We start from the raw sequence: 24,406 nt of genomic DNA, 5'->3' as shown, positions 1-24,406 counted from the left end.
TATAAACGGCGAACAGCCTTCGTAGCCTGCACCGACGGTCGAGTGACATTGCCCCGTCGAGTCCGGCGCGTTGCTTTGCCGGGGCTCCGACTCCGGACATAGGCTGCGGCGGACGCGACGAACAAGGAGCCTTCTCGCCATGTCGACACCGAACCAGCCGGCCGTCCCGGCCGAGTCCGCCGGGTCGGCGGCGGCGAACCTCAGCCAGGTCACCATCGCGACACCCACCGATCACGACGGCGACGAAGCGGCCGAGCGCAACGGCAAGAAGGTGAAGCTCGAGGGCATCGGGCCGACCGGCCGCCCGATCCGCGAGCACCCCGATCCGGCGCCGCTGGAGAAGCACGGCCCGGCCAAGATCATGGCGATGTGCAACCAGAAGGGCGGCGTCGGCAAGACGACGTCGACCATCAACCTGGGTGCCGCCCTCGCCGAGTACGGGCGCAAGGTGCTGCTGGTCGACTTCGACCCGCAGGGCGCGCTCGCCGTCGGCCTCGGCATCCAGCCGCACGAGCTGGACCAGACGGTCTACAACGCCATCATGGAGCGCTCGGTCAGCGCCACCGACGTGCTCATGAAAACCCGCGTCGACGGCGTTGACCTGCTGCCGAGCAACATCGACCTGTCCGCGGCGGAGGTCCAGCTCGTCGCCGAGGTAGGGCGCGAGCACACGTTGTTACGGGTCCTTCGTCCGGTCATGAACGACTACGACTATGTTCTTGTCGACTGCCAGCCCTCGCTCGGCCTGCTCACGGTGAACGCGCTGACCGCCGCGGACGGCGTGATCATCCCGCTGGAGTGCGAGTTCTTCAGTCTGCGAGGCGTCGCCCTCCTGATCGACACCATCGAGAAGGTGCAGGAACGCCTCAACCCCAAACTGGACATAGTCGGGATTCTCGCCACCATGTACGACCCGAGAACCCTGCATTCGAAGGAGGTCATGGCTCGCGTGGTGGAGGCATTCGGCGAGACCGTGTTCGACACGGTCATCAACCGCACCGTGCGGTTCCCCGAGACGACGGTCGCGGGTGAGCCGATCACGACCTGGGCGCCCAAGTCGGCCGGCGCGGCGGCGTACCGCCAGCTGGCCCGCGAGGTGATCGCTCGGTGAGCAGGCGCGCTTCCCTGCCCGGAGCGTCGGAACTCTTCAGGATCACCTCCAGTCCCGCCCTCGATCTCCCTCCCCAGGCCCCGCCCGCACCGGCCGAGCCCGCCGAGCAGCCCAAGCCCGCGGGCGACGGCCGCACCGACCAGCTCGCCCGCAGCGCGGCCCCGCACGGGTCCGGCCGGACCAAGCACGACGCGAAGATCACCGTGTACGTCTCCGGTGACGAGCTGGTCGCGATGGAGCAGGCCCGGCTGACGCTGCGCGCGAAGCACGACCTGGTCGTCGACCGGGGCCGGCTGGTCCGCGAGGCCGTGGCGGTGCTGCTGGCCGACTTCGACCAGCACGGCGACGAATCGGTGCTGGTGCAGCGGCTGCGGGTGGTCGGCTCAGACGGCGGCGAAACCGAGGGCTGATGGACGAGCCGGAACCGGCTCCGGAGGTCCCCGAAGAGCACCAGACCGTGCACGGCGGGATGATCCCCGAAGGCGTCGACACCGAAGAGCTGAGCACGTCGAAGTTCAAGGTGCGGCTGGCGAACTTCGAGGGCCCGTTCGACCTGCTGCTGCAGCTGATTTCGCAGCACCAGCTCGACGTCACCGAAGTGGCGTTGCACCGGGTCACCGACGACTTCATCGCGTACACGCGCGCGCTCGGCAGCGACTGGAACCTCGACGAGACGACGGAGTTCCTGGTCATCGCGGCCACGCTGCTGGACCTGAAGGCGGCGCGGCTGCTGCCGTCGGCCGAGGTGGAGAGCGAAGACGACCTCGCGCTGCTCGAAGCCCGTGACCTGCTGTTCGCGCGGATCCTGCAGTACCGCGCGTACAAGCAGGTGGCGGCGCTGTTCGGCGAGCTGGAGCAGAACGCGCTGCGGCGGTACCCGCGGTCGGTGGCGCTGGAGGAGCGGTTCGTCGGGCTGCTGCCCGAGGTGATGCTGGGCGTCACGCCGCAGAAGTTCGCCGACATCGCGGTGGCGGTGTTCCGGCCGAAGCCGCCGCCGACGGTCTCGATCGCCCACATCCACATGGGCCGGATCTCGGTGCGCGAGCACGCGGCGATCCTGCGGGTGATGCTGGCCGAGCGCGGGCAGGCGACGTTCGGCGAGCTGGTCGACGACTGCGAGCACACGGTGGAGATCGTGGCGCGCTTCCTGGCGCTGCTGGAGCTCTACCGCGAGGCGACGGTCCAGTTCGAGCAGAGCGAGGCACTGGCCGAGCTGCACGTCCGCTGGACGGGCGGCTCGAAGGAAGAAGCCTCCGCGGCGGCCGAGCTCGACCGCGCGTTCGGAGACGAAGAGGAGTACGGGTGAGCCCGGAGAACAACGAGCAGGCCGAGGCACCGGAGGTCCCGGCCGACGAGCCGGCAGCCGGGGTCGAAGCACCGGAGCCGGTGGAGCCGCCCGCGGGCGAGCCGACGGAGGCCGCGGCGGAGCTCGTGCTCGACGAGGCCCTGTCCGGCGAGCCGGTGACCGAAGACGGCGAGCCGGTGGAGCCGCTGGTCGCGGAAGAGGCGGCGCCTGCCGATCCTGACCCCGCCGATCCGGAGTCCGACCTGGTCGCCGCCGGTGATGCCGACGCCATGCCGGATGTCACCTCCGACGAGGACCTGGAGTCCGCCCTCGAGGCGCTCCTGCTCATCGTCGACTCCCCGGCGGGCGAAGAACTCCTGGCCGACACCCTCGGCCAGCCCAAGTCGCGGATCGTCGTCGCGCTGCGCACCATGGCGCAGAAGTTCACCGACCGGAACTCCGGGATCGACCTGCGGCGCGTCGGCGAAGGGTGGCGGTTCTACACTAGGGACGTCTACGCCCCGTTCGTGGAGAAGCTCCTGCTGGACGGCCAGCGGTCGAAGCTGACCAGGGCCGCGCTGGAGAGCCTCGCCGTGATCGCGTACCGGCAGCCGGTGACCCGCGCGCGGGTGGCCGCGGTGCGGGGCGTGAACGTGGACGGCGTGATCCGGACGCTGCTCGCGCGCGGCCTCATCGAAGAGATGGGGACCGATCCCGAGACGACCGGCACGCTGTACGTGACGACCGAGCTGTTCCTGGAGCGACTGGGGCTGTCGTCACTGAACGACCTGCCCCCGATCGCTCCGCTGCTACCCGAAGTGGACACCATCGATGACATCCAGTGAACACCCCGACGGCGTCCGGCTGCAGAAGGTGCTGTCGCAGGCCGGGGTCGCCTCCCGGCGCGCGGCGGAGGACCTGATCGTCGCCGGCCGGGTCGAGGTGGACGGCGAGGTCGTCACCGAGCTGGGCCGCCGCGTGCACCCCGACGAGGCGATCATCCACGTCGACGGCACCCGGGTGAACCTGCGCGACGACCTCATCTACCTCGCCCTGAACAAGCCCAAGGGCGTGCACTCGACGATGTCGGACGACCGCGGCCGCCCCTGCGTCGGCGACTACCTGCGCGGCCGCTACGAGGAGACCCCCGGCGTCGTGCACGTCGGGCGGCTCGACGAGAACACCGAGGGCCTGCTGCTGCTGACCAACGACGGCGACCTCGGGCACCGGCTGATGCACCCGTCGTACCGGGTGCTCAAGACCTACCTCGCCGAGGTCGACGGCCTGGTGCCGCGCGGGCTCGGCAAGGAGCTGCGCAACGGCTGGGAGCTGCCGGACGGCATCGTCAAGGTCGACCAGTTCCGGGTCAAGGACATGCACTCCGGCAAGTCGCTGGTCGAGCTGGTGATCCACGAGGGCAAGAAGCACATCGTGCGCCGCCTGCTCAAGGACACCGGGCACCCGGTGCTCAAGCTGGTCCGCACCGCGGTCGGCGACGTCCAGCTCGGCAACCAGCGCGTCGGCTCGATCCGGCGGCTGACGAAGACCGAGGTCGGGGCGCTCTACCGCAACGTCGAGCTCTGAAACACGGCGGTGAGGAAACCGTCGAGCGTCTCGTCGCCCGGACGGTCGTACTTCACCGCCAGTTCGGCGTGCGACACGACGGTGGGTGTCCAGCCGTGGCCGCGCAGCCACTCCGGCGCCTCACCGCCGAGGCCGCCCAGCCACAGCCGGGTGACGCGCTCGGCGCCCGGGGTGGCCTTGGCCCGGGCAAGCAGGCCGTCCCGCGTTCGGGCCGACCGGTGTTCGAACGACACCCGGCTGCCCGGCGCGGACAGCTCGGTCACCGTCGAGAGCAGCGCTTCGGCTTCTTCGCGGGACAGGTAGACCAGCAAGCCTTCGGCCAGCCATGCGGTCGGCGTGCCGGAATCGAACCCGGCTGCCCGCAGGGCCGCCGCCCAGTCGTCGCGCAGGTCGGCCGGGACCACCACGCGCTCGCACGACGGCACGGCGTCCTGCCGGGCCAGCACTTCGTCCTTGAACGCGAGGACCTCGGGCAGGTCGAGCTCGAACAGCCGCACGCCCGGCGGCCAGGCGAGCCGGAAGGCGCGGGCGTCGAGGCCCGCGGCGAGCACCACGACCTGCGCGCACCCGGCGGCCAGCAGGTAGTCGTCGTAGAAGCGGGTGCGGATCGCCACCTGCCGGGCGAAGAGCGCGCCGAGGCCGTCCTGCGGGGTCTCGCCCGGCGCGACCGGCAGGAGCGAGCTCCCTGCGGCGTGGAACGCGGCCGCGTACGGGTCGTCGAACAGGCGATCCGGGCGGCGGCTTTCGTACGCGCGCAGGGCGGCGACACCGACGGCGGTGACGCTCACGGCGGGCAGGGAGTCCGGCACGCTTCCCAACGTACGCCCGACTTTCCGCCGTGGTGGGGGCGTGCGGCGGCTCGCTAGCGTGACGGGCATGCGACTCGGGGTGGTGTGCGGGGTCCTGGCGGTGCTCCTGGCCGGCGCGGTGGCGCCGGCGGCCGCGGCTCCCGCGGCGAGCGAACCGGTCTACGACTACGCGAAAGCGGTCCGCGAGACCGTCTGGGTCGACATCGGCCGTGACGGCGACGGTGACGGCAAGTCCGACCGCGTCGCCGCCGACATCATCCGGCCGGGTGAAGCGACGTCACGCGTTCCGGTGATCATGGACGCCAGCCCGTACTACTCGTGCTGTGGGCGCGGCAACGAGAGCGAGCTGAAGTCCTACGACAGCGCCGGGAAGCCGGTGAAGTTCCCGCTGTTCTACGACAACTACTTCGTCCCGCGCGGCTACGCCGTGGTGCTGGTCGACCTGGCCGGGACGAACCGGTCGGCGGGCTGCGCGGACGTCGGCGGCGCCTCGGACGTCGGCTCGGCGCGCAAGGTCGTCGACTGGCTGAACGGCCGCGCGACCGGCTACAGCGCGAAGACCGGCGGCACCGCGGTGACCGCGGGCTGGAGCACCGGCGACGTCGGGATGATCGGCAAGTCCTACGACGGCACGATCGCCAACGGCGTCGCCGCGACCGGCGTCGCGGGCCTCAAGACCATCGTCCCGATCTCGGCGATCAGCTCCTGGTACGACTACTACCGCTCCGACGGCGCGACCTTCGGCTTCAACCCGGACGGGCTCGCCCGCACGGTCGAGGCGCGCAACAGCGGGCAGGACTGCTCGGCGCAGAACCAGGCCCTCGCCACCGGCGCCACCGCGAACGGCGACTACGGGCCGCTGTGGGCGGACCGAGACTACGTCACCCGGGCGGGCAACGTGCGGGCGAGCGTGCTGCTGTCCCACGGCGTCAACGACCTCAACGTCAAGACCATCCACTTCGGACAGTGGTGGGCCGGGCTGAACGTCGAGAAGAAGATCTGGCTGTCGCAGACCGGGCACGTCGACCCGTTCGACTACCGGCGGACCGCCTGGGTGGACCTGCTGCACCGGTGGTTCGACCACTACCTGCTCGGCATCGACAACGGCGTCCAGAACGGCCCGCAGGCCAGCGTCGAGCGGCAGCCGGACCAGTGGGTGGACCAGAGCGCGTACCCGGCGGCGAACGCCTTGGCCACGACGCTGCGGCCGCACTCTTCCGGCACTCTCGGCACGTCGGCGGCCTCGGGTACGGCGTCGTTCACGGACAACCCGAGCCTGGGCGAGGACACCTGGGTGACCAACCCGGGCAGCGCGGCGCTGACCTACTCGACCGGGGCACTGGCCTCGGACGTGCAGGTCTCCGGGACTTCGTCGGTCACGGTGACGGCGACGCCGGGCACGTCCTCGGCGCGGGTGTCGGCCCTGCTCGTGGACCTCGGCCCGGCGACGATCCGCAACTTCGCCGGCAGTGGCGAGGGGATCAAGACGGGGACCGCCGAGAACTGCTGGGGCTCGTCGACGTCCGGTGACGACGCTTGCTACCGGATCGCCTCTGCGGACGTGAAAAAGGTGAACTACACGATCCTCAGCCGGGGCTGGGCCGACCTGGCGAACTACGCGTCCCTGTCCCAGGAGCGGCCGTTGACCCCGGGGACGGCGTACACGATGACGTTCCGGCTGGCCTCGACGGACCACATCGTGCCCCGGGGCCACGCACTGGCCCTGATCATCGGCGGCACGGACGGCAGCTTCATCCGCGGACCGGTCCAGCCGGGCCGGGTGACGCTGGACCTGGCCAGGACATCGGTGTCGGTCCCGCTGGCGGGCGCGGTCCCGGCGGCGACGACCCATCCGGCCCCCGCCGGCGGCGAGCACGTGCCGTCGGCGGACCGGGCGGACCTGCGCTGATGCGGGCAGGCCGCACCCTGAAGTCTCACTTGCGTCGAACGAACCCGCCGCGCTCCAGATATCGCTTGCCGCCGCCGTCGGGCCGGAACACCGTACCCGGTTCGGACGAGTCCGGGCCGTTGATGATCACGACCAGGCCGGTTTCCCGATCGAGGACCGCTTCGGCGTCGCGTCTGGGCCCGGACCGGTCCCACCAGTCCCGCCGCCCGGCGCGGGCGATGATCTCCCCGATGAGCTGCGTCGCCTCGCGCACGGTGCGGACCCCGGCCTCGGTGAGGTCTTGCCGGTGCTCGAGATCGTCCCAGGCGTGCTGCGCGAGGTCGTGGTAGACGTTCTGCTGGGCGTCGATGTCGCCGACGTCGGCCGGTTCGGGCTCGGTCCGCGGCCCGAGCTGGAAGTCCTCGACCTCCAGCCGGCCCAGCTCGTCCGCCGCCGCGCGGTGCACCGCGACGTCGGCGTCACGTAGCCGCTGCTCCAGTTCGTCCCAATCCCGGGTCAGCCCGGGGTTGCGCCCGCGCAGCTCGCGCAGGCGTTGCACCAGTGCCTCGTTCTCCCGAGTCGACTGCCCGGCCAACCGGACCGCATGCGAGACGGGCGCGGACGGTGCGCCGAGCGGGGAACGCGGGCCCGGGTCGGAAACCGGCTCTCGGCCGCCTGAGCCCGGCGCCCCGGCGGGAACGACGGGCCGCGGATCGGTCATCGGCGCTCCGTCATCCCGCCCAGGGGCATGCGCCGGTTCTTCGCTCACCGCCCTCACCACGAGGTAGGTGATCCCGGCGACGACCAGGACGGCGCCGATCACCACCAGCGCGGGCAATGCCAAAGCGGCCAGCCCGCCCCCGGCCGCGGCAGCGGCGGTGCCACCGGCTGCGGTGGTGCCGGCTGCCACCGTGCCGCCGGTCACCACGATGCCTTCGGCCACCAGAGCACCGCCCACGGTGACTGCGCCATCGGCGACGATCGCGCCTTCCACGACCACGGCCGTGCTGCTCGCCCCGGCCATGAGCGTGCCTTCGCCGAGCGCGGTCCCGGCCACCGACACGGCGCCTTCGGCCAGTGGTGCGCCTTGGGCCGCCGCCGCACCGACGCTGGAGAAAGTCAGCGGAGTCTCGCCGACGATCGGCGTCCAGGGGATGGACGTCAACGGTGGCGGCGGAACACCGGGCGCCACCGGAGTACCGACCACCTGCCGCTGCGCGGTCGTGCACCTGGCGATCAACCCGGTGGCGGCGTGGTTTCCGGCTGTCCTCTGCAAAGTCGCGAGGGTTTTCGGATCGAGGTGACCGCGGACCAGTGGCCGATCGTCCGTCGCAGTGCGGCCCGGTCCCGCCGAGGCAGAGCGTTCGTGCCGGGGCATCGCGATGTCGTGCTCAGGACTCATGCGCACCTCGCCACGGACTCTCGCAGCCGTTCGGGCCTACCTGCTCGACACTAGGCTCGGCAAAGCCCGGCTGGAACCCATGCCTGGAATCGCTCCCCCAAGAGCACGGAAATCCGCTCGAAAGTCTGCACTCACGGCGTTTCCCCCGGCATCCCGGCCGCGCTCCTGCAGGGCCGGGTGGACCTGCGTCAGTTCGCCTCCGCCGTGGCCGCCTTGGTGGCCGACTTCCGCTGCAGGACGCGGACGATCGGCTCGACCACCCTGGCCGCCGTCGGGCCGAGGATGGCCATCAGCAGGACGTACGCCGTGGCCAGTGCGGCCAGCTCGCCCGTCACCGCTCCCGCCGACACCGCCAAACCCGCGATCACGATCGAGAATTCACCCCGGGCGACCAGGGCCGCGCCGGCTCGGGCTCGGCCCATCTTGCCGATGCCCTGGCGGCGGGCCGCCCACCAGCCGGTGGCGACCTTCGTCAGCGTCGTCACCACCGCCAGCACGATCGCCCAGCCGAGCACCGGCGGGATCGACGCCGGGTTCGTGTTCAGGCCGAAGACCACGAAGAACACCGCGGCGAACAGGTCGCGCAGCGGCTCGAGCATGTGCGTCGCGTTCTCCGCCGTCGAGCCCGAGATCGCGATGCCGAGCAGGAACGCGCCGACCGCGGCCGACACCTGCATCGCCGACGCCAGCCCGGCCACCAGCAGGGCCGCGCCGAGCACCTTGAGCAGGAACACCTCGCGGTCGGGGCTGTCGACCGCCGCGGAGACGTACCGGCCGAACTTCAGCGCGACCACCAGCACCACCGTGATCACCAGCAGTGAGATGCCGACCGCCTCCAGGCCGCCGAGCAGCGAGACGCCACCCAGCACCGCGGTGAGGATCGGCAGGTAGAGCGCCATCGCGAGGTCCTCGAACACGAGGATCGACAGCACCACCGGCGTCTCGCGGTTGCCGAGCCTGCCCAGGTCGCCGAGGACCTTGGCGACGATCCCGGACGAGGAGATGTAGGTGACGCCCGCCATCACCATCGCGCCGATCGGGCCCCAGCCCAGCAGCAGCGCGACGGCCGCGCCCGGGGCGGCGTTGAGGACGATGTCGAGCAGGCCGGCCGTCCAGGACCGGCGCAGGCCGGTGAACAGCTCGGCGGCGGAGTACTCCAAGCCCAGCAGCAACAGCAGCAGCACCACGCCGATTTCGCTGGCCAGGTGGGTGAAGCCGCCGATGTCGGTCAGCGGGATCAGGCCGCCGGAGCCGAAGCAGAGGCCGCCGAGCAGGTAGAGCGGGATGGGGGAGAGGCCGATCTTGCCGGCCAGGCGCCCGAGCGCGCCCAGCACGAAGAAGACCGCCCCCAGTTCGATCAGGGACAGCGCGGTGTGGTCCATCGTGGGATCAGCCGTACTTCAGGATTTTGAGGGCGGCTTCGAGTCCTTCGCTCGTGCCGACGGTGACCAGCAGGTCGCCGGCGGTGAGCGCGAAGTCGGGCGTGGGCGACGGGTGCACCTGGCCGGCCCGCGCCACCGCGACCACCGAGACGCCGGTGCGCGTGCGCATCGCCGTGTCGCCGAGCGTCCGGCCGTCGAACGGGCTGGACGGCTTGATCGGCAGCTGCTTGGTGCTGATGCCCGGCAGGTCCTGGTGCTCCTCGGTGAGCTGCGCGACCAGCTGCGGCGCGCCGAGGAGGTTGGCCAGCGTGCCCGCCTCGTCCGCGGTCAGCGGGATCGAGGCGGCGCAGGCGTCCGGGTCGTCGGACTTGGACACGATGAGCTCGGTGTGGCCGTCCCGCTGCGACACGACGCCGATGCGGCGGCCGGTACGGGTGCTGAAGTCCTTGCGGACCCCGATGCCGGGAAGTGGGGTTACTTCGACGTTCACCCAACCACCGTAACCCACGTGTCCGATTCGCGACGTTCAGCCGAGCAGCAGGAGCAGGGCGGCGACGACCATGACCGCGGCGGTCACGCCGTGGACGCCGAAGGCGATGGCCTTCTTGCCCCGGTGGCGCAGGATCAGCAGCATGTCGAAGACCGGCCAGAGGGCCGCGGTGAGCATGACCCAGCCGAGCGCGTGCGCGTCGCCGTAGATCATCAGGGCCAGGGGGATCAGGCCCGCTCCGATGTCGCGGCCGCCCTTGACGTTGAGGAAGGTCTCCGCGTTCTCGGGGACCCTGCCGAAGCCGAAGCCCGCTGCGGTCTTCACCGGCGCGAAGACGTAGTTGAAGCCGATGTAGATGATCCCGAGCGAGACGAGCGCGGTGAGGACGTAACCGGTGATGACCATGATGTTCCCTCCAGATGGTTTTCTAGCATCGCTAGGATTGCTAGCAACGCTAATCTAGCGAGGCTAGTTTGTCTAGCAGTGCTAGCATGTGACGTATGACCCAGCGACAACGGCGAGTGCGCGACCGGACCGAGCGAGCGCAGCGGATCGTCACCGCGGCGCGTGAGCTGGCCGAGGAGGAAGGCTGGGACGCGGTCACCACCCGGAAGCTCGCGGCGCTGATCGAGTACAGCCAGCCGGTGCTCTACAGCCACTTCCCGGGCGGCAAGGACGCGATCATGGCCGCGGCCGCGCTGGAGGGCTTCGCCGAGCTGGCCGGCGTGCTGGCGGGCGCCCGCGGCGGCGGTCTCGCGAGCGTCGTCCGCGCCTACGTCGAGTTCGCCGCGGCCAAGCCCGCGCTGTACGACGCGATGTTCACGCTGGCGTCGGAACTGCCGTTCGCCCAGGACGACACCCCCGAGGTGATGAAGGCGAACTTCGCGGAGCTGCTCGCGGTCATCGAGCCGGTCGCCGGGCGGCAGGACCCCGGCCCGCTGACCGAGGTGTTCTGGAGCACGTTGCACGGCCTGGTGACCCTCGAGCGCGGCCGCCGGCTTTCGCCGGCCCACCGCGAGGAGCGGCTTGCGCTCGTGGTGGCGCGCTTCGGCGCGCGGGGCGACTGATCTCCTCCGCACCCCGACCGGCAGAATGGGGGTGAAGCCGAACGGGACGAGAACGCGAGGAGAGTGCCGGTGACGGGAGCCCTACGAGGTGTGGTCGCGCTGGACGGCCCGTCGGGGACCGGGAAGACCACCGTCGCCCGCAAGCTCGCCCAGCGCCTCGGCGCCGGCTACCTCGACACCGGGGCGATGTACCGGATGGTCACCCTCGCCGTGCTGCGCGCGGGTGTCGACCCGGCCGATGCCGCCGCCGTCGCCGCGGTCGCCGACCGGGCCGAGTTCGGCATCGGCACCAGCCCCGACCGGCCGGAGATCCGCCTGGCGGGCGAAGACGTCGCCGCCGACATCCGCGGGCCCGAGGTCACCAAGGCCGTTTCGCCCGTCTCGGCCGTGCCGCACGTGCGGGAGCTGCTGGTCGCGCGGCAGCGGCGGATCATCGAGGACGTCGTCGCCCACCGCGGCGGGATCGTCGTCGAGGGCCGGGACATCGGCACCGTCGTCGCGCCGGACTCGCCGCTCAAGGTCTACCTGACCGCCTCGGCCGACGTCCGCGCGTCGCGCCGCAGCACCCAGGACACCGCGGCCGGGCGGCAGTCGTCCGTGGCCGACGCACTGGCCAGCGTCGAGCGCCGCGACCACCTCGACTCGACCCGCGCCGCCTCGCCGCTGCGCGCGGCCGACGACGCCGTGCACGTCGACACCTCCGAGCTGTCGATCGACCAGGTGATCGTCGCGTTGAGCGAGCTGGCCAGCCACCGCGGCATCCTCGAGGGCTGCAACGCCGAGGTCGCTCGATGAGCGCTGACGGACTCCCCGAGGGATCCGTCGGCAGGCTCCACGACGCCGGGCGGGTCTTCGCCCGGTACTATCTGCGCTCGGCCTTCCGCATCCGGGTGCACGGCCGCGAGCGCGTCCCCGCCACCGGGCCGCTGCTCGTGATCGCCAACCACAGCTCCATGATCGAGCCGCAGCTGATCTTCGGAATGCTTCCGCGGCGTTCGGCGTTCCTGGTCAAGGCCGAGATGTTCGGCGGGATCGTCGGCAAGTTCATGCTGGCGATCGGGCAGATCCCGCTCAAGCGCGGCGAGATCGACCGCAAACCGCTGCTGACCGCGGTCGGCGTGCTCAAGGACGGCGGTGTCGTCGGGATCTTCCCCGAGGGCACCCGCGGTACCGGGGACGTCGGCGCGGCCGAACGCGGTGCGGCCTGGCTGGTCCGGGCCTCCGGCGCGACCGTGCTCCCGGTCGCGACGCGGGGCACGCTCAAGCCGGCCGACGGCAGGCGACGGTTCCGGCCGCGGGTGGACATCCTCGTGGGCGAGCCGTTCTCGCCGAAGGTGGGGCCCGGGAAGACCGGGCTCGACCAGGGCACCGAAGAGCTGCGCGGTGAGCTCGCGGCGCTCGTCAAGACTTTGGACGACTGGCGTGCCGAACACGGATTCGGCGCGGTATAAGGGAAATAGGTTCCAATGACTGAATTTAATGCCGCCTCCGCGGGAAAGAGCACGTCGGCGGAGTTCGAAAGCGTCGGCGAAGTCGACGGCACCTGGTCCGACGAGACCGAGTTCGCCGCGCTCGACGCGCAGATCGAGGCGGCGGAAGCGGCCGAGGAGGCTGCTCTCGCGCAGCCGGTGCTCGCCGTCGTCGGCCGTCCCAACGTGGGCAAGTCGACGCTGGTCAACCGCATCCTCGGCCGGCGTGAAGCGGTCGTGCAGGACGTGCCGGGCGTGACCCGCGACCGCGTCGCCTACGACGCCTACTGGGGCGGGCGCAAGTTCACCCTGGTCGACACCGGCGGCTGGGAGCCGGACGCGACCGGGCTGCAGGCCTCCGTCGCCGCCCAGGCCGAGCTGGCCATGCAGACCGCGGACGCGGTGCTGCTGGTGATCGACGCGTCAGTCGGCGCGACCGCGACCGACGAGGCCGTCTCCAAGGTGCTGCGCCGCTCGAAGAAGCCGGTGCTGCTGGCCGCCAACAAGGTCGACGACGACCGGCTGCTCGCGGACACCGCGTCGCTGTGGTCGCTCGGCCTCGGCGAGCCGCACCCGGTCAGCGCCCTGCACGGCCGCAGCTCCGGCGACCTGCTCGACGCCATCCTCGCGGCTCTGCCCGAGTCGCCGCGCGAGGGCGGCGTCGTGACGTCGGGCCCGCGGCGCGTCGCGCTGGTCGGGAAGCCGAACGTCGGCAAGTCGAGCCTGCTCAACAAGCTCTCGGGCGAGCAGCGCTCGGTCGTCGACTCGGTCGCCGGCACCACGGTCGACCCGGTCGACTCGCTGGTCGAGCTGGACGGCGAGACCTGGCGGTTCGTGGACACGGCCGGCCTGCGCAAGCGCGTCAACTTCGCCGCGGGCGCCGAGTACTACGCGTCGCTGCGCACCAAGACCGCGATCGACGCGGCCGAGGTGGCGATCGTGCTGCTGGACGCGGCCGAGCCGCTGTCCGAGCAGGACCTGCGGGTGCTGACCATGGTCGTCGAGGCCGGGCGCGCGTGCGTGCTGGCGTTCAACAAGTGGGACCTGGTCGACGAGGACCGACGGCACGCGATGGTCCGCGAGCTCGACCGCGGCCTGGTCCGCGTGCCGTGGGCGGAGAAGGTCAACATCTCGGCGCTGACCGGCCGTTCGGTGCGCAAGCTCGCGCCGGCGCTGCGGACCGCGCTGAAGTCGTGGGACCAGCGGGTGCCCACCGGCCAGCTCAACGCGTGGCTGTCCGACCTGATCGCGGCCACCCCGCCGCCGGTCCGCTCGGGCAAGCAGCCGAAGGTCCTGTTCGCCACCCAGGCCGGTATCCGCCCGCCGACGCTGGTGCTGTTCACCACCGGCTTCCTCGAGGCGGGCTACCGCCGGTTCATCGAGCGCAAGTTCCGCGAGCAGTTCGGCTTCACCGGCAGCCCCGTCCGGGTGAATGTCCGCGTCCGCGAGAAGAAGGCGAAGCCGAAGGTCGGCGGAAAAGCCGCCCGCACCCGGTGATTTCCCGACCCGTTTCGGACGACACGCGTGATTGAGAGGTCGACACGCGTGATTGAGGGGTCGACACGACGAATGTCCGGCCAGACGTCGTGTCGACCTGCCGATCACGCGTGCTGACCCTTCCTTCACGGCGGTTCGTCCGGAGGGTGAGGTCCGACACGCTAGCGTGACCTCAGGGATATCTTTCGGTGATTCGCAGGTATGGTGAAGGGTCGTTGCGGGCGCCTCAACCAGGAGAGCGAGCCCGATTGAGGCTCCCGGAAGGTGAGTGGTGGGCTTGCGCGCCCATGGTTTGTCCCTGCACGTCTTCGTTCCGGTCGAGGTGAACGCCCGATGACCGTCACGATCGAACCCACCGGCACCACCCCCGAGGTCACCCTCGCCGACCGGGCGCTGTTCTGGTCCGGCCTCGGTGCCCCCGAGCGCACCCTCCTCGACGTGCTCACCGCCACCGCCGAGAGGCACCCGAACGCCGCCGCGATCGACGACGGCACCACCACCCTGACCTACCGGCGCCTGCTCGACGAGATCGAGGTCTACGGCCGCCGGCTGCGCAGCTACGGCGTCGGCCTCGGCGACCGCGTCGGCATCCGGATGTCCTCCGGCACCGCCGAGCTGTACGTCGCCATCCTCGCCACCCTGTCCGTCGGCGCCGCCTACGTGCCGGTCGACGCGGACGACCCGGACGAGCGCGCCGAGCTGGTCTTCGAAGAAGCCCAGGTCGCGGCCGTGGCCACCGACGGCAAGATCGAGGTCCACAGCACCCCGGGTGGCCGTGACGGCGTCCCCGGCCCGGCCGACGACGCGTGGATCATCTTCACCTCCGGCTCCACCGGCAAGCCCAAGGGCGTCGCGGTCACGCACGCGTCGGCCGCCGCCTTCGTCGACGCCGAGGCCGAGCTGTTCCTCACCGACGAGCCGATCGGCCCCGGCGACCGCGTCCTGGCCGGGCTGAGCGTCGCCTTCGACGCCTCCTGCGAAGAGATGTGGCTGGCCTGGCGCCACGGCGCCTGCCTGGTGCCCGCGCCGCGCGCGCTGGTCCGCACCGGCGTCGACCTCGGCCCGTGGCTGGTCGCGCAGCGCATCACCGTCGTCTCGACCGTGCCGACGCTGGCCGCGCTGTGGCCTGCGGACGCGCTCGAGGACGTCCGCCTGCTCATCTTCGGCGGCGAAGCGTGCCCGCCGGAGCTGGCCGAGCGCGTCGCCGTCGAAGGCCGCGAAGTCTGGAACACCTACGGCCCGACCGAGGCCACCGTCGTCGCCTGCGCCGCGCAGCTGACCGGCGAGGGCCCGGTCCGGATCGGCCTGCCGCTCGTCGGCTGGCAGCTCGCCGTGGTCAACGACGAGGGCGAGCCGGTCGCCATGGGCGAGACCGGCGAGCTGGTCATCGGCGGCGTCGGACTGGCCCGCTACCTCGACGCGGCCAAGGACGCCGAGAAGTTCGCGCCGCTGCCGTCGCTGGGCTGGCAGCGCGCCTACCGCTCCGGCGACATGGTCCGCGCCGAAGAGGAAGGCCTGCTGTTCCTCGGCCGCCTCGACGAGCAGGTCAAGCTCGGCGGCCGCCGCATCGAGCTGGGCGAGGTCGACGCCGCGCTGCAGGCCCTGCCGGGCGTGCAGGGCGCGGCCGCCGCGATCCGCCGCACCAAGGCGGGCAACCAGGTCCTCGTCGGGTACGTCGTGCCCGCCGACGACAGCTTCGACCACGACCAGGCCGCGACCCGCCTGCGCGAGCACCTGCCCGCCGCGCTGGTCCCGCTGCTCGCCGTCGTCGACGACCTGCCGACCCGCACTTCGGGCAAGGTTGACCGCAACGCCCTCCCGTGGCCGCTGTCCACAGTGGAGGCTTCCGGGCTGACCCCGACCGAGACGTGGCTCGCCGAAGGCTGGGCCGAGATCCTCGGCGTGTCGGTCGACAGCCCGAAGGCGGACTTCTTCACCCACGGCGGCGGCAGCCTGACCGCCGCCCAGGTGGTGGCCCGGATCCGCACCCGGCACCCGCAGGTGTCGGTCGCCGACGTCTACGCCCACCCCAAGCTGGGCGCGCTGGCCGCGATGCTGGACGCGCTGAGCGGCCAGGCCACCGAACGCCGGGAGATCGCGCCGACCAAGCGCCGCGCCGGCGTCGTCCAGACCCTGCTGATGGTCCCGCTGACGGGCCTGGTCGGGCTGCGCTGGGCGACGCTCGCCGCCGCGCTGTCGAACGTGCTGGCCCTGCTCGGGTTCGCCTGGGCGCCGACGCTGAGCTGGGCGTGGATCGGCCTGGCCTGGGTGGTGCTGTTCAGCCCGGCCGGCCGGATCGCCATCGCCGCCGGTGGTTCGCGCGTGCTGCTGTCGGGCGTGCAGCCCGGCACGTACCCGCGTGGCGGCAGTGTCCACTTGCGACTGTGGACGGCCGAGAAGCTGGCCGAGTTCTCCGGTGCCGACAGCGTCGCGGGCGCGTCCTGGATGACGACGTACGCGAAGGCGCTCGGCGCGCGGATCGGCAAGGACGTCGACCTGCACTCGCCGCCGCCGGTCACCGGCTTCCTCAAGCTGGGCCGCGGCGCCGCGATCGAGCCGGAGGTCGACCTGTCCGGCCACTGGGTCGACGGCGACGTCGTGCACATCGGCAAGGTCCGCGTCGGCGCGGAAGCCCGCGTCGGTGCCCGCAGCACGCTGTTCCCCGGCGCGCGCGTCGGCAAGGGCGCGGAGATCGCGGCCGGGTCGACCGTCCGCGGCGCCGTTCCGGCCGGGCAGCGCTGGGCCGGTTCGCCCGCCGCTCGCGTGGCGAAGGACGAGCGCGACGCGCTGAAGTGGCCGTCGAGCCGCCCGCCGCGCTCGCACTTCTGGGCCGCCGTCTACGGCGCGACCTCGCTGGTGCTCGGGTTCCTGCCCGGCATCGCCGCGCAGGCGGGCGTCGCCGTGCTCGGCTACGCGATCTCCGGTGCCCCGACACTGCTCGACGCGTTCACCCGCGCGCTGGTCTTCGTCCCGGCCGCGACGGCCGCGTACTTCCTGGCTTACATGCTGCTCGTGCTGGTCGGCGTCCGGGCGCTGAGCATCGGCATGGTCGAGGGCTACCACCCGGTGCACGGGCGCGTCGCGTGGCAGGTCTGGGCGACCGAACGCCTGATGAGCATGGCCCGCGAAGGGCTGTTCCCGCTGTACGCCAGCCTGTTCACGCCCGTGTGGCTGCGCATGCTGGGTGCGAAGGTGGGCCGCAACGTCGAGGCGTCGACCGTGCTGGCGCTGCCGAAGATGACCAAGGTCGACAGCGGCGCGTTCCTGGCCGACGACACCATGGTCGCCACCTACGAGCTCGGCCACGGCTGGCTGCACGTCGCCCCGGCGCGGATCGGCAAGCAGGCGTTCCTCGGCAACTCGGGGATGACCGCGCCCGGTCGCTCGGTGCCGAAGCGCGGCCTGGTGGGTGTGCTGTCCTCGACGCCGCTGAAGGCGAAGAAGGGCTCGTCGTACCTCGGGATGCCGCCGCTGCCGGTCCGCCGCGCGATCGGCGAGGCCGACACGAGCCGCACCTACACCCCGGCGCTGCACCTCAAGGCGGCGCGGGCGCTGGTCGAGCTGTGCCGGATCATCCCGGTCATGTGCGGGGTCGCGCTGACCGTCTCGGTGGCCTTCGGGCTGCTGTGGGCGGCGACGGCGTTCGGCTTCGGCATCGCGCTGCTGCTGGCCGGGCCCGCCCTGCTGGCCGCCGGCATCGTCGCCGCACTGACCGCGACGGCGATGAAGTGGCTGCTCGTCGGCAAGTTCCGCGAGGTCGACCACCCGCTGTGGAGCTCGTTCGTCTGGCGCAACGAGCTCGCCGACACCTTCGTCGAGGCACTGGCCGTGCCGTGGCTGATCGGCTCGGTCGGCGGCACCCCGCTGCTGACCGCGTGGCTGCGCACGATGGGCGTCAAGATCGGCCGCGGCGTCTGGCTGGAGACGTACTGGCTGCCCGAAGCCGACCTGGTGTCGCTGGGCGACGGCGCGACCATCAACCGCGGCTGCGTCGTGCAGACGCACCTGTTCCACGACCGGATCATGAGCATGTCCCGGGTGACCCTCGGCGAGGGCGCGACGCTCGGCCCGCACGGCATCGTGCTGCCGGGCGCGGGCATCGGCGCGCGGACCACGGTCGGCCCGGGGTCGCTGGTGACCCGCGGCGACGAGGTGCCCGCCGACACCCGCTGGCTGGGCAACCCGATCTCCGCGTGGCCCGGTAAGTAACGAATGCAGGACCGGGCGCGCCGGACTCACCCGTCCGTGCGAGCCTGGTTCCAGCACGCACGACGAAAGGTTCGCCACGGGTGATTTCGAAGGCTCCCGCCCCCGGCGCGGACACCTCCGGCGACCCCTACCTGCCCGCGCACGGCAACGGCGGCTACCGGACCCGGCACTACGACCTGACGCTGGACTACAAGGTCGCGCCCAACCGGCTTTCGGCTGCGGCGGTGATCACCGCGGAGGCGACTCAGGCACTGTCCCGGGTCAGCTTCGACTTCGGCGAGTTCCGGATCAACCGCGTGCTGGTCGACGGCAAGCCCGCGAAGTACCTCAAGCGCGGGCTGAAGCTGCACGTCAAGCCGGCCAAGTCGATCCCGGCGGGCGGGATGTTCGTCGTCGAGGTGCACTACGTCGGCAACCCGCGCCCGGTGGGGAGCCGCTGGGGTGACGTCGGCTGGGACGAGCTGACTGACGGCGCGCTGGTGGCGAGCCAGCCGGTCGGGGCGCCGTCGTGGTTCCCGTGCAACGACCACCCGTCGGACAAGGCGTCCTACCGGGTGAGCGTGACGACGGCGACGCCGTACCTGGTCGCGGTGACCGGGAGCCTGGTCGAGCGTTCGACGTCGGCGAGCACGACGCGCTGGGTCTTCGAGCGGCCGGAGCCGACGGCGACGTACCTGATGAGCGTCCAGATCGGCCGCTACGACGACGTCGAGCTGACCGGCCGCGGCTGGGGCTCACCCGGTGGCGCCGGGGCGCGCCGGCTGATCCTCGGGTTCGGCCGCACCGGCATCGCGTCGGTCACGCCGACGGTGCCCCAGCACGCGGCGGTGCCCCCGCGCCTGCGGCGCGCGTTCGAGCGCGACTTCGGGCGGCAGGGCCGGATGATGGAGTTCCTGCAGCGGCTGTTCGGCCCGTACCCGTTCGGCGAGTACGTCATCGTGGTCACCGACGACGACCTGGACGACCCGATCGAGGCCCAGGGCATGGCGATCTTCGGCGCCAACCACGTCGACGGCCGCCGCACCCACGAGCGGCTCGTGCTGCACGAGCTGGCCCACCAGTGGTTCGGCAATAGCCTGACGGTGGCGGACTGGCGGCACATCTGGCTGAACGAGGGCTTCGCGACGTACGCCGAGTGGCTGTGGTCGGAGGAGTCGGGCGGCGCGTCGGCGGCTGCCCTGGCCCGCGACTGGTACGCGCGGATCAAGGCCAAGCCCGCGGACGTGCGAATCGCCGACCCCGGGGTGGCCCGGATGTTCGACGAGCGCGTCTACAAGCGCGGCGGGCTGACGCTGCACGCCCTGCGGGCGGAGATCGGGGACCCGGCGTTCTTCGCGCTGTTGAAGTCGTGGACCGAGGAGAACCGGCACGGGCTGGTGACGACGGAGGCGTTCGTGGCCGCGGCCGAGGCGCAGGCCGGGCGGTCGCTGAGCACGTTCTTCACCCGCTGGCTGTACACCCCGGCGCTGCCCTCGCCTCTCTGATTCATCGGATGTCTCTGCCGCTGTCCGGGTGAACTGCCCTGGCATTTTGGGCACCTGTCTGCAAGTATGGCCGAACGCCGCCGCTGGATCTTGCCGAAACGTTGTATGAATTCGGAGGATGCTTCATGGACTCTGTGTCCAGGCGGACGGTGCTCCGGTCTGCCTCGGTCCTCGCCGGGGCGGCGGCCTTCGGAGGCTTGTGGGCCCGTGCGGCTCCGCCCGCGCTCGCCACCGGCGGGAACCCGCACCGGGATGTCGCCGGAGATGCGCGGATGCTCTGGCGGCGGCTGCCGAAGAACTGGCAGGAAGGCCCGTTCCTCGCCAACGGCTACCTCGGCGTCCAGGTCTACGCCGGGAAGACGCCGGACACGCTCAAGTTCATGCTGAGCCACACCCAGGTGCAGGACCAGCGCATCCAATGGGAAGCCGGCATCGGGCTCTCGCGCCTGCCCATCGGCTACTTCACGCTCACCCTGGCCGGCGCGATCACCGGCATCGACTGGGCGCTCGACCTCTACAACGCCGAACTCGGCGGCACCATCACCACCACCCGGGGCTCGGTCGCCTTCTCCGCCGTCGTGCACAACGACCTCGGCGTGCTGCTCGTCTCGCTCACCCCCAGCGCCGGGGAAGCCGCGGCCGCCTGGGTGTTCCAGCCGCTCGAATCCGCCACCACGCGGACCGTCCGCAAGCCGCCCGAGTACGTCGCCAACCCCGCGCCCGAGCAGGCCGAGGGCTACTGCGCGCAGCCGCTGCTCGCCGGCGGCGGGTACACCACGGCCTGGCAGGAACGCGCCATCGGCACGCGACGGCTGTTCGTGGCCACCGTCGCCTACAGCTTCCCCGGCACCACGCATACCGCGGACGCGCGCGCCGCCGTCCGGAAAGCGCTTGCCGTCCCGCCGGACGTCCTGCTCGCCCGGCACCGCCGCTGGTGGAACGACTACCACCGCCGCAGCTTCGTTTCGGTGCCCGACAAGCAGGTCCAGCGGTTCTACTGGATCCAGCTGTACAAGATCGCCGCCGCCACGCGTGCGGGCGGGCCGGTCGTGTCCGAATGGGGGCCGTGGTTCCCCGAGGTGGGCAACAGCTGGACCGCCGTCTGGTGGAACCTCAACGTCCAGGTCACCTACCCGATCGTCAACAGCACCAACCACCCCGAACTCGACGCCGTCACCGAGACCTTCCGCCGCGACCACGCGAACCTCGAGGTGTCCGTCCCGCCCGCGTACCGCGACGGCGACACCTACGCCCTCTCGCACCCCGGCGACTGGCGGCTGCGGCCCGGCGGCACGCGTTCGGTGGGCGTCCCCGGGACGACGTCCAAGACCGACCAGACCGGGAACCTGTTGTGGGGCCTGCACAACGTCTGGCTGGCCTACCGGCACCACCTGGACGAGCGGGTGCTCCGCGACGTCCTCTACCCGACCCTGGCCAAGGCGCTGAACTTCTACCGGCACTTCCTGTTCACCGGCCCGGACGGGTGGCTCCACCTGCCGCTGACCCGCTCGCCGGAGTACGCCGACGCGCCCGACTGCACCTACGACCTCTCCCTCATCCGGTGGGCGGCCCGCACGCTCGTCGAGGCCGCGCGCCTGCTCCGCCTCGACGAGCCGCGCGTGCCGGGCTGGCAGGAGATCGGCGCGAAAATCGTGCCGTACCACGAAGATCCCGCGAACGGCGTGCTGATCGGCGACGGCGTCCCGCTGGCCGCCTCGCACCGGCACTTCTCGCACCTGCTGTGGCTGTACCCGCTGCGTGAAAAGGTTTGGGACACCCCGGGTGACCGCAACCTCATGACGCGCACCTTCGACCACTGGGCCGCCGACCAGTCCGCATGGCACGGCTACAGCTACGCAGCCGCGTCGTCGATGAAGTCGGTGATGGACGCGCCCGAGGAAGCGTTGCGGTACCTGAAGTTCTTCCTCGACCGCAACATCGTGGCCGACACCGAGCTGACCGCGAACACGATGTACCGCGAAGGCGCCAACTTCGCCATCGAGAGCCCGATCACCGCCGCGCAGTCCGTGGTGGACATGCTGATGCAGGGCTCCGGCGGGGTGCTCAAGGTCTTCCCGTCGGTGTCGGCGACCTGGCGGGACGCCTCGATCGCCGGGCTGCGCGCGGAAGGCGCGTTCCTCGTGGACGCCGCCCGCCGCGACGGCCGGACCGAATTCGTCCGCGTGCGCAGCGAAGCCGGCGAACCGCTGGTCCTGCAGCACGGCGTCGCCGGGGACGTCGACGTCCGCGACGAGCACGGCCGGCGGTTGCCGTGGCGTCCGGCCGGGCCCGGGCGGATCGCGATCGGGCTGCGCCGCGGCGGCACCGCCGTCGTCACCCCGCGGGGCGGGCGGCCGGACTTCGCGCCGCGGGACGTCCCCGCGCTCGGCCCGGCACCCGCGTGGGGCCTGCCGAGCTGAACCCGCTTTTCGACAAGGAGGTCGAATGGACATCACCCGCAGAACCGTGCTCGGCGGCGCCCTCGCCGGGCTCGCCGCGGCCGGCCTGACTCCGGGAACCGCCGAGGCGGGCAGTGACGACTTCGGCTGGGCCGGGTTCCTGGGCACCGCGGACCTGCTCTGGCGGCGGCTGCCGAAAGCCTGGTACGAGGGCCCGTTCCTGGGCAACGGGTTCCTCGGCTCCGGCATCTACGCCGAGCCGGGGCAGAACGCGATCCGGTTCAACGTCCAGCACAGCCAGGTCCAGGACCACCGGCCGGAGTTCGGCTCGCTGTTCGGCCTGGCCCGGCTCCCGATCGGCTACTTCACCCTCGAACCGGTCGGCGCGATCACCGCGATCGACTGGCGGATGGACCTGTGGAACGCCGAGCTCACCGGCACGATCACGACGGCCGCAGGCAGCCTGGGCCTGCGCGCGATCGTCCACACCGGACAGTCTTTGCTGGCCGTCGAAATCCGGCCGTCCGAGGGGGAACGGGCGTTCAAGTGGGTGTTCCACCCAGCGGTGGCGGTCAGCCCGCGCGCCGATCCGGTGTGGAACAAGCCGCCGCCCGCGGGTTACACCGCGAACCCGCCGGTGCAGCTGTCGAGCAGCGGTGACGCGCAGCTCGCCGTCCAGCCGCTGCTGGCCGGCGGCGAGCACGTGACGGCTTGGCGCGAGGTCACCCGCGGCGGCACACGCACGCTGTACACGTCGGTGGCGTGGTCGCACCCCGAGAAGACTTCGGTGTCACGGGCGTTGAGCACGGTCCGGCGGGCACTTCCGTTCGCCGCGTCCACTCAGGACCACCGGCGGTGGTGGCACGACTACTACCGCCGCAGCTTCCTGTCCATTCCGGACACCCGGCTGCAGGGCTTCTACTGGATCCAGCTGTACAAAGTCGCCTCGGCGGCCCGGCGCGAGGCGCCGGTGATGGCGACGTCCGGGCCGTGGCTGGAGAACACGCCGTGGCCGGCGACCTGGTGGAACCTGAACGTCCAGCTCGAGTACTGGCTGATCCACGGCTCGAACCACCTGGAACTGGACGCGGTCAGCCACGCGCTCGACAAGTACCGCGCGAATCTGTCCAGCCAGGTCGCCACTCCGTACCAGGCCGACTCGGCGGGCATCCCGCGCACGACCGACATGACGCTGCTCAACGGCGTCTCGAACACCACCAGCGGGTTCCCGGTCGGCATCCCCGGCCAGGACACGCCGACGCCGGAGGTCGGCAACCTGACCTGGGCGCTGCACAACGTCTGGCTGTCCTACCGGCACACTCTAGATCGGACACTGCTCCAGGGCACGCTGATCCCGTTGCTGCGCAGGGCGATCAACTACTACCTGCACTTCCTCGCGCCGGGGGCGGACGGCAAGCTCCACCTGCCGCCGACGTTCTCGCCGGAGTACGGCGTCAACGCGCCGGACTGCAACTACGACCTGTCGCTGATCCGGTGGGGCTGCAAGACACTGCTGCAGCACGCGCCCGGCGACCCGCTGGCGCCGCGCTGGCAGGACGTGCTCGCCAACCTCGTCGACTACCCGGCCGACGGCAACGGCTACATGATCGGGGCCGGGGTGCCGTTCGCGAAGTCGCACCGGCACTACTCGCACCTGCTGCAGATCTACCCGCTCTACGACGTCACCTGGGAGCAGCCGGAGCACCGGGCGATCATCGAGACATCGCTGAACCACTGGGTCGGCTTCGAAGGCGCGCTGCAGGGCTACACGTTCACCGGGGCGGCGTCGATCTCGGCGCAGATGCTGCGCGGCGACCAGGCCGCGTTCTACCTCGGCGAGCTGCAGCGGCGGTACATCCAGCCGAACACGATGTACAAGGAGTCCGGGCCGGTCATCGAGACGCCGCTCTCGGCGGCGAAGTCGCTGCAGGACATGCTGGTGCAGAGCTGGGGCGGCGTGCTCCGGCTGTTCCCGGCGGCGCCCGCCGCCTGGGGGGACGTCGCCTTGCGGGACTTCCGCACCGAAGGCGCGTTCCTGCTCAGCGCGTCCCGAGCCGGCGGGAAGACGCGCTGGCTGAAGGTGCACAGCGAGGCCGGGGCGCCGTGCGTGCTGCGGCCGGGCATCGACGGCGAGCTGGCGGTGACCGACGCGCGGGGCCGGGCCCGTCGCTGGCGGCGGCTGCCCACCGGGGACGTCCAGGTCGAACTCGGCCGCGGCGAGGACGCGTTCGTGTACCGGAAGGGGGACAAGCCGGACTTCGGCGTCCGGCCGGTGGCGCCGGCCGGGCCGAGTGCGCCGTGGGGCCTGCCGTGATCGGGCGTTCCCGCCC

At 71.6% G+C, this 24,406-nt stretch carries 19 protein-coding genes; 14 read left to right on the top strand and 5 right to left on the bottom strand.

Going from position 1 to position 24,406, the window contains the following annotated elements:
* Positions 1-139: 139 nt before the first annotated feature.
* Genes ABZX11_RS41225 through ABZX11_RS41205 form a run of 5 tightly spaced genes read left to right on the top strand, consistent with a single transcriptional unit; the run spans position 140 to position 3,980 of the window.
* Positions 140-1,111, top strand: coding sequence for a ParA family protein (locus ABZX11_RS41225; RefSeq protein WP_176171273.1), 972 nt, complete (start codon positions 140-142; stop codon positions 1,109-1,111).
* Positions 1,108-1,521, top strand: coding sequence for a cobyrinic acid a,c-diamide synthase (locus ABZX11_RS41220; RefSeq protein ID WP_176171272.1), 414 nt, complete (start codon positions 1,108-1,110; stop codon positions 1,519-1,521). The genes ABZX11_RS41225 and ABZX11_RS41220 overlap by 4 nt, the downstream gene beginning before the upstream one ends.
* A complete protein-coding gene (locus tag ABZX11_RS41215; RefSeq protein ID WP_176171271.1) occupies positions 1,521-2,417 on the top strand; it encodes a segregation/condensation protein A in 897 nt (298 codons plus the stop codon). The genes ABZX11_RS41220 and ABZX11_RS41215 overlap by 1 nt, the downstream gene beginning before the upstream one ends.
* Positions 2,414-3,241, top strand: coding sequence for an SMC-Scp complex subunit ScpB (gene scpB, locus ABZX11_RS41210; RefSeq protein WP_354923841.1), 828 nt, complete (start codon positions 2,414-2,416; stop codon positions 3,239-3,241). Before ABZX11_RS41215 ends, scpB begins: the two co-directional genes overlap by 4 nt.
* The gene (locus ABZX11_RS41205) at positions 3,228-3,980 is read left to right on the top strand and encodes a pseudouridine synthase (protein ID WP_176171269.1); all 753 of its coding nucleotides are present in this window, start codon (positions 3,228-3,230) and stop codon (positions 3,978-3,980) included. The genes scpB and ABZX11_RS41205 overlap by 14 nt, the downstream gene beginning before the upstream one ends.
* Here the strand turns inward: ABZX11_RS41205 and ABZX11_RS41200 are convergent.
* Positions 3,959-4,789 carry an SAM-dependent methyltransferase gene (locus ABZX11_RS41200; RefSeq protein WP_354923839.1) on the bottom strand — a complete coding sequence of 277 codons (831 nt, stop codon included), beginning with the start codon at positions 4,787-4,789 and terminating at the stop codon, positions 3,959-3,961. The two genes, ABZX11_RS41205 and ABZX11_RS41200, sit on opposite strands and share 22 nt — an antisense overlap.
* Before the next feature lie 67 nt (positions 4,790-4,856).
* Here ABZX11_RS41200 and ABZX11_RS41195 point away from each other — a divergent pair, with 67 nt between their 5' ends.
* Positions 4,857-6,698: a Xaa-Pro dipeptidyl-peptidase gene (locus ABZX11_RS41195; protein WP_354923837.1), complete on the top strand. Its 1,842-nt coding sequence runs from the start codon at positions 4,857-4,859 to the stop codon at positions 6,696-6,698.
* A 25-nt stretch (positions 6,699-6,723) separates the two neighbouring features.
* Here the strand turns inward: ABZX11_RS41195 and ABZX11_RS41190 are convergent, their stop codons facing one another.
* From ABZX11_RS41190 to ABZX11_RS41175, 4 genes are all read right to left on the bottom strand, one after another.
* On the bottom strand, positions 6,724-7,842 hold the full coding sequence (locus ABZX11_RS41190) for a hypothetical protein (RefSeq protein WP_354923835.1): 1,119 nt from the start codon (positions 7,840-7,842) through the stop codon (positions 6,724-6,726).
* A gap of 425 nt (positions 7,843-8,267) precedes the next feature.
* Positions 8,268-9,461 (bottom strand): cation:proton antiporter, encoded by a 1,194-nt coding sequence (locus ABZX11_RS41185; protein ID WP_176171265.1) that lies wholly within the window; start codon positions 9,459-9,461, stop codon positions 8,268-8,270.
* Between the two features lie 7 nt (positions 9,462-9,468).
* Positions 9,469-9,951, bottom strand: a complete 483-nt coding sequence (locus tag ABZX11_RS41180) for a cation:proton antiporter regulatory subunit (RefSeq protein ID WP_176171264.1) — start codon at positions 9,949-9,951, stop codon at positions 9,469-9,471.
* Between the two features lie 36 nt (positions 9,952-9,987).
* Entirely contained in the window at positions 9,988-10,356 is a 369-nt protein-coding gene (locus tag ABZX11_RS41175; RefSeq protein ID WP_354923832.1) for a DUF4267 domain-containing protein, read from the bottom strand.
* A gap of 116 nt (positions 10,357-10,472) precedes the next feature.
* Between ABZX11_RS41175 and ABZX11_RS41170 the strand changes: the two genes are divergently transcribed.
* From ABZX11_RS41170 to ABZX11_RS41135, 8 genes are all read left to right on the top strand, one after another.
* Positions 10,473-11,018: a TetR/AcrR family transcriptional regulator gene (locus tag ABZX11_RS41170; RefSeq protein WP_176177789.1), complete on the top strand. Its 546-nt coding sequence runs from the start codon at positions 10,473-10,475 to the stop codon at positions 11,016-11,018.
* 90 nt (positions 11,019-11,108) lie between these two features.
* Positions 11,109-11,813 (top strand): (d)CMP kinase, encoded by a 705-nt coding sequence (cmk, locus tag ABZX11_RS41165; RefSeq protein ID WP_176177788.1) that lies wholly within the window; start codon positions 11,109-11,111, stop codon positions 11,811-11,813.
* A complete protein-coding gene (locus tag ABZX11_RS41160) occupies positions 11,810-12,469 on the top strand; it encodes a lysophospholipid acyltransferase family protein (protein ID WP_176171262.1) in 660 nt (219 codons plus the stop codon). Before cmk ends, ABZX11_RS41160 begins: the two co-directional genes overlap by 4 nt.
* Positions 12,470-12,484: 15 nt before the next feature.
* On the top strand, positions 12,485-13,984 hold the full coding sequence (der, locus tag ABZX11_RS41155; RefSeq protein ID WP_354923830.1) for a ribosome biogenesis GTPase Der: 1,500 nt from the start codon (positions 12,485-12,487) through the stop codon (positions 13,982-13,984).
* Between the two features lie 333 nt (positions 13,985-14,317).
* Entirely contained in the window at positions 14,318-18,193 is a 3,876-nt protein-coding gene (locus ABZX11_RS41150) for a Pls/PosA family non-ribosomal peptide synthetase (protein ID WP_354923828.1), read from the top strand.
* A gap of 80 nt (positions 18,194-18,273) precedes the next feature.
* Positions 18,274-19,677, top strand: coding sequence for a M1 family metallopeptidase (locus ABZX11_RS41145; protein WP_354923826.1), 1,404 nt, complete (start codon positions 18,274-18,276; stop codon positions 19,675-19,677).
* 125 nt (positions 19,678-19,802) lie between these two features.
* Positions 19,803-22,097, top strand: coding sequence for a glycoside hydrolase family 95-like protein (locus ABZX11_RS41140; protein WP_354923825.1), 2,295 nt, complete (start codon positions 19,803-19,805; stop codon positions 22,095-22,097).
* A gap of 25 nt (positions 22,098-22,122) precedes the next feature.
* A complete protein-coding gene (locus ABZX11_RS41135) occupies positions 22,123-24,390 on the top strand; it encodes a Tat pathway signal sequence domain protein (protein ID WP_354923823.1) in 2,268 nt (755 codons plus the stop codon).
* Positions 24,391-24,406: the final 16 nt, after the last annotated feature.

Source organism: Amycolatopsis sp. NPDC004169 (assembly GCF_040610315.1).
Classification (GTDB): domain Bacteria; phylum Actinomycetota; class Actinomycetes; order Mycobacteriales; family Pseudonocardiaceae; genus Amycolatopsis.
The sequence above is the reverse complement of the archived record's forward strand: the minus strand, read 5'-3'. Positions and strand labels throughout refer to the sequence as shown.